Origin of the sequence: Microcoleus sp. A003_D6 (assembly GCF_036702825.1) — a bacterium.
GTDB lineage: Bacteria > Cyanobacteriota > Cyanobacteriia > Cyanobacteriales > Microcoleaceae > Microcoleus.
The window spans coordinates 48,650-55,378 of sequence record NZ_JAUBWA010000035.1; the positions used below are offsets into that span (position 1 = coordinate 48,650).

The 6,729-nt window shown below is 48.3% G+C and carries 2 protein-coding genes; one reads left to right on the forward strand and one right to left on the reverse strand.

The genetic code is table 11. From position 1 onward, the window contains the following. Positions 1-17 precede the first annotated feature (17 nt). Positions 18-4,256, forward strand: coding sequence for an FG-GAP-like repeat-containing protein (locus tag QUB70_RS12310; RefSeq protein ID WP_332980610.1), 4,239 nt, complete (start codon positions 18-20; stop codon positions 4,254-4,256). A 128-nt stretch (positions 4,257-4,384) separates the two neighbouring features. On the opposite strand, the gene QUB70_RS12315 is transcribed toward QUB70_RS12310, so the two are convergent. After that, a complete protein-coding gene (locus QUB70_RS12315) occupies positions 4,385-6,520 on the reverse strand; it encodes an adenylate/guanylate cyclase domain-containing protein (RefSeq protein WP_442927777.1) in 2,136 nt (711 codons plus the stop codon). Positions 6,521-6,729: the final 209 nt, after the last annotated feature.

The following is a 6,729-nucleotide window of genomic DNA, read 5'->3' on the forward strand; positions in this document are numbered from 1 at the left end:
AAGTAGATAGAGTGCAAATGATACAACAAAAACTTTTTTCAATTCTAGTTTTTATTGACTCCAATGTTGAAGATTATCAAATTTTAATGAGCGGCGTTTGTTCAAAGGCTGAAGTAATTATTTTAGATGAAACGCAGGATGGCATCAAGCAAATCACCGAAAGGCTAGCAATTGAACAAAAGATAGAAGCAATACATATTATCTCTCACGGCAGTCCTGGTGCAGTACATCTCGGTACAAATACACTCAACAACAGCAACATAGAAAGTTTCGGCCCTCAACTCAAACAGTGGCGCAAAGCACTAATTCCTGGTGCCGATATTCTCCTCTACGGGTGTAACCTAGCAGCCGGAGACACAGGCCACCAATTCCTCACTCAACTCCACCAACTCACAGGCGCAAACATCGCCGCCAACCCCCACCCTACAGGCAACAGCAAACGAGGAGGCACCTGGGACATCCCCCAACTCATCCCCCCATCCCCCCAAAAGCCAAAACTAATTCTCACAGAAACCACCCTCAAAACCTACAGCGGTTTACTAGGCTTCGCCCCCCAAGTCACCTTCCCTACTGGCAGTAACCCTTTGTTCGTCAGCATTGGCGACTTCAACGGCGACGGCAGACTTGACTTAGCAACGGCGAACACCAACAGCAACACCGCCTCCATCCTGCTCAACAATACTGCCACCGGAGCTACCACCCCCACTTTCGCCCCCCAAGTTCCCTTCGCCACTGGCGATGGCCCCTTCGGCGTCAGCATCGGCGACTTCAACGGCGACGAGAAACCTGACTTAGCAACGGCGAACTACACTAGCAACAACGTCTCCATCCTGCTCAACAATACTGCCACCGGAGCTACCACCCCCACTTTCGCTCCCCAAGTTCCCTTCCCAACTGGCACTAAGTCCGCCTCCGTCAGCATCGGCGATATCAACGGCGACGGTCAACTTGACTTAGCTGTGGCGAACAGCGGCAGCGCCAACGTCTCCATCCTACTCAACACCACCGCCACCTTCGCCACCACCGCCACCTTCGCTACTGAGGCTGGCCCCTTCGGTGTCACCATCGGCGACATCAACGACGACGGCAAACCTGACTTAGCTGTGACGAACATCAACAGCAACACCGTCTCCATCCTACGCAACACTACTGCCACCGGAGCCACCACCCCCACTTTCGCCCCCCAAGTTCCCTTCCCAACTGGCGCTGCCCCCTTCGGCGTCACCATCGGCGACATCAACAACGATGGCAAACCTGACTTAGCTGTGGCGAACACCAACAGCAACACCGCCTCCATCCTGCTCAACACCACCGCCACCGGAGCCACCACCCCCACTTTCGCCCCCAAAGTTGACTTCCCAACTGGCGCTGGCCCCAGATTCCTCAGCATCGGCGACATCAACAGCGACGGAAAACCTGACTTAGCTGTGGCGAACGACTACAGCAACAACGTCTCCATCCTGCTCAATACCACTACCACCGCAGGCACCAGCCCTGATTTCGCCCCCCAAGTTCTCTTCCCAACTGGCCGTTACCCCCGCTCCGTCGGCATCGGCGACTTCAACAGCGACGGAAAACCTGACTTAGCTGTGGGGAACCCGGGCGACAACAACGCCGGCATCCTGCTCAACACCACCCCCAAAGTTACTGCTGTCACCGCTACCACCGCTGACGGCAGCTACAAAGCAGGTGCTACCATCGCCATCACCGTCACCTTCGATGCCGCTGTCAACGTCACCGGCACACCCCGACTGCAACTAGAAACAGGCACAACCGACCGCTTTGCCACTTACGCCAGCGGTAGCGGCGGTACTTTACTCACCTTCAACTATGTAGTGCAAGCTGGAGACACCTCCGGTGACTTAGAATACCTCGCCACCAACGCCCTCACCCTCAACGGCGGCACCATTAAAGAAACTGTTGGTACAGCCTTTGACGCTTTCTTAACCCTCCCCACTACCGCCTCAGTTAGCTCTCTCGGTGGTAGTAAAGCCATAGTTATTGATACCGTTGCACCCACCATCACCAGCGTCACCTCTACGACCACTGACGGCAGTTACGGCACAACTGCCAACATCAACGTTAGCGTCAACTTCAGCGAAGCCGTTACTTTAGCAGGCGGTAATATGAGTGTCGCCTTAGACACGGGCGGCACTGTTACTATTGCATTTTTTACGGGTACATCTGCTGTCGGCACTTATACTCCAACAGCCGGACAAAATAGCCTCGACCTTAATTCAAATAGTATAACTTTAGCGACTGGTGCAACCTTAAAAGATACAGTTGGAAATGATGCAACCTTAACTATTCCTGCGGGACAATCTTTAGCCGATAGCAGAGCCATAATTGTAGACACCATTGTACCGACAGTTGCCTTAAACTCAACTTCAGAAACCACAGTCAACGCAGCATTTAGCGTCACAGCAACATTCAGCGAAAATGTCGCTGGGTTTGATAATACTGATATTACTGTCGCCAATGCGAATGTCAGTAACTTTGTCACAGTTGATGCCAAAACCTACACCTTTGATGTCACACCTAGTGCTGATGGCGCTGTCACAGTTGATGTACTTGCGGCTCAAGCGAATGATACTGCCAATAATAACAATACCGCTGCCACTCAACTGGCTCGCACTGCTAATGTTACAGCACCTACTGCTAGCTTGGGAGCCGTTTCTAACATTACTAATTCGGCTGGTACAAGTCAGACATTGACAGTTACTTTCAGTGATAGCAGTGGAGTTGATGTTAGCAGTTTAGATAATTTTGATCTGGTAGTAAATTGGTCAGGTGGTGCAATTCCCGCTACATTTGTCAGCGTCGATACTAATAGTAATGGCACACCTCGCGCGGCAACTTATTCGCTGACTCCGCCTGGGGGAAGTTGGGATGATACAGATAATGGGAGTTATGCTGTTAATTTGCAAGCATCGCAAGTAAAAGATACTTTTGGCAATCAAGTTGTAGCTCGCAATTTAGGCAGTTTTACTGTTAACATTGCCACGCCGACTCCCACGATAACGCCAACACCAACGCCGACTCCCACGATAACGCCAACACCAACTCCGACGATAACGCCAACACCAACACCAACTCCTACCACAACACCAACGCCGACACCGACTCCCACGATAACGCCAACACCAACTCCGACGATAACGCCAACACCAACACCAACTCCTACCACAACACCAACGCCGACACCGACTCCCACGATAACGCCAACACCAACTCCTACCACAACACCAACACCGGCTCCCACGATAACGCCGACTCCCACGCCAACTCCAGGTACTCCCGCTGTCATTTTCCTTGAACCACTTGGCAGTACCAACGTACTTGAAAGCTTGGGCAGCGATATATACAAAGTGCGACTAAATACTCAGCCAACTGCTAATGTCACCGTCGCTATTACCCCTGAAACTCAAGTTACTATCAGCCAACGGGCCCTTACTTTTACTCCCGCCAATTGGAATGTCGCTCAAACGGTAACGGTGACTGCGGTTGACGATGCGGTTGTTGAGGGCAATCATCTCAGCCCAATTAGCCATGCCACTACCAGCACTGACACATTGTATAATAATCTCGTCGCCCCTCTCACAGTCAATATCAGCGATAACGATAACTTAGGCGATGTCACAACCTTGTTGAAAAAGTCAGTAATCGGTTTGTCAGATCAGGACGATCGCGTAATAGGATCGGCATTAAACGACATTATCCACGCACGCCCCGGCAATGACTATCTTCATGGCAAAGCAGGAGATGACTTGCTTTACGGACAAAAAGGTGATGACGGTATTAGCGGCGGCGATGGCAATGACATTATTTTTGGTGGTAAGGGGATTGATTTTATTCAGGGTGACGGCGGTACTGACTTGATTTACGCAGGTAAGGAAAACGATCGCATTTACAGCGGCGATGGCGACGATATCGTGTTTGGCGACGGGGGCAATGATTACTTATTTGGAGAAATGGGTGCCGACACTCTCACAGGCGGATTGGGTTTTGATGTGTTTGCGATCGCGATCGATACTGGTGGAACAGACTTAGCCACCGCTGATGTGATTATTGATTTTACCCTCAATGAAGACAAAATTGATTTAATTAGCCCCCTGGCTTTTAGCCAGTTAAATATTTTTCAAGGAACCGGCGCTTTGGTGAGCGATACTATAATTCAGTATCAGGTAACAGGGGAATATTTAGCTGTCTTGAAAGGAGTCACTGCCAGCAGTATAGTTCAGGCAGTAACTTTTTAGGCTTCGTATGTTGTTCCGTTTTAGCGCTTTAGCGCGACAACATACCTACCCGATTGCGATCGCCTAATTTGTATGCTGCCTCAACAGTCGATCGCACTTTTGCTGTGATTTTCAGGTATAGCAACCGCTTAATGTAAATGGTGTAGCCTGTCTTTAATTTTTGTGCGAGTCACCAATGCAGACTCACAGCGTTCCCAGTAAATTTTAGCAACGCGATCGCCCGGATTCTGACGCCAACACTCGGAAAACATTCGCGCCGCTTCAAACAACTTCCCTTCCGAGTAAAGTGCCCTAGCTTGTGCAAACAATTCCAGCGTAGCTAACTTGGCCTGTTTAATTTCTGGCGGATCTGCATCAAACACCTCATAAATTGTTACAGCTTCTGATTTTCCCTTGACTTTTACCGTATCGAGAGTGCGGATTGTGTACTGCGATGGATTTTTCAGGCGCGTATAAGTTGGCTGCGTAATTAACAGCGACACCCCATAATTTTTTGTCAAACTTTCCACACGAGAAGCTAAATTCACTGCATCGCTGATGACTGTCCCGTCCATGCGATTTGGTCCTCCCACAGTTCCCAGCATCAAAGAACCCGTATTAATCCCAATCCCAATCTGAATTGGCACACCGCCAGTGTTAGCGCAGTATTCATTGTATTCAGCGAGACGGTGCAGCATAGCAATTCCCGCTTTCACCGCATTATCCGCCTCACCGCTAAATAGCGCCATAATCGCATCGCCAATATATTTGTCGATAAACCCCTTATTTTCATTAATGACGGGTTCCATGCGAGAAAGATAGGAATTGATAAATTTGAAATTATCCTCCGGCGTCATAGTTTCCGAAAGCGTGGTGAAGTCGCGAATGTCGGAAAACAACACCGACATTTCTAACTGCACTTGGTCGCCCAATTCCACATCAATGATGCTTGATTTCTCTAAAAACTGGAGGAATTGATGGGGCACAAATCGCTCGTAAGCTTTGTTGAGTTGAGCCAGCCTGCTTTCATTTTCGCGGACTTCTGTATAAAGCTTAGAATTTTGAATCGAGATCGCCGCCTGTCCAGATAACACTTTTAATAATTCCACTCTTTCCGGCGTAAAAGCTCCGGCTGTCAGATTATTTTCTAAGTAAACAATACTGACAATTTGAGATTGGTTAATCAGCGGCACGCATAAAATTGATTTGGGCTGATGCTTTCGGATGTGGGCGTCGTTGGTAAATTTTCCCGATCGCGCAGCATCATCTAGTACCACACTTTCTTGAGTGCGGGACACATAATTGACAATCGCAGAGGAAAGTTCTTGACAATTCTCAACGGGGAGTGACTGCAAAACAGTGACTTGTTCGTCATCGATTGTCCCTTCAGCTTCAATTAACAGCTTTTCCTGGCTTGCCAAAATTAGATATCCTCTTTGCGCCCCTGCATTTTCCATCAAAATTTTCATCAAGCTAGACAGTAGTTTATCCAGCAATATTTCGCCGGAAATCGCCTGAGAAGCCTTCATGACTGCGGTGATATCTAGGTGATTACCAGAACCGGTGGTTGTCATTGCTACAGTAGTTTGATTGTTGTTTCTTCCCGGTTGAGTTACAATCAATAATTGAGGATATCGCGTTTCTAAATCCGTTACCTTAGCAGTGGCTCCCCATTCAACATAACAATAATACGCCTCAAAGATGTAGGCTTGAGCAACTTTTGTTTTGCCCCATTCCCCGTAGAATTTTGCTGCTAGTTCGTTGGCCAGGGCTTCGTCATTAACATATTTGTTTTCTTTGGCTCCAGAAATGGCGCGATCGTACATTTCAATCGCCTCGGCTTTATTGCCGGACACCCGTTGCCGTTCTGCCTCAACTAAGTGCCATTTATGCAGATAATTCATCGGAGCGTTTTGCGCCCACTGTTTGAGCGTGGTTTGATGAGTTTCCACCTGGATAAGAATTTCAGCTTGTTCTATTTCTGACTGTGTGGGGAAAAGTGCCAAGTTTGTCAGGGCTGCATAAAAATGAAAAATTGGAACAAAAGCCGATCCAGATACTCCCATCAAATACTGTTTGACTTGGCTAATGTGGTCTAGGGCAGCGGTATAATTGCCATAGCAGTAAGCAAGCAGCAGTTTGTAGATGCAGGCACAAGCGATCGCCGTAAATTCATTATCCTGATAGTGCTTGGGAATCATCACCGTTTCATCGTAGGCAGAGCCTATTAACAAATCCGGCCGAATCTGGGTTTCCCTCAAGTTTTGCACCGTCTGCTGAATCATATCCAAATAAATCCGCGCAGAATATTGTTTCAACTGCGCCATTACCGCCCTGTAATTGGCTATTTCTGGTTCCCAAGTGTCTAGTTCTACACCAGCGAATAAATGAGTATAAAAACAAATATATATGTTGTACTGGACAGTGAAAAGTTCTGTGAGATAATTAAGTAGGGACCTTCAACTCTCTAGTTCGTTTGTGTATGGCTTGAAGC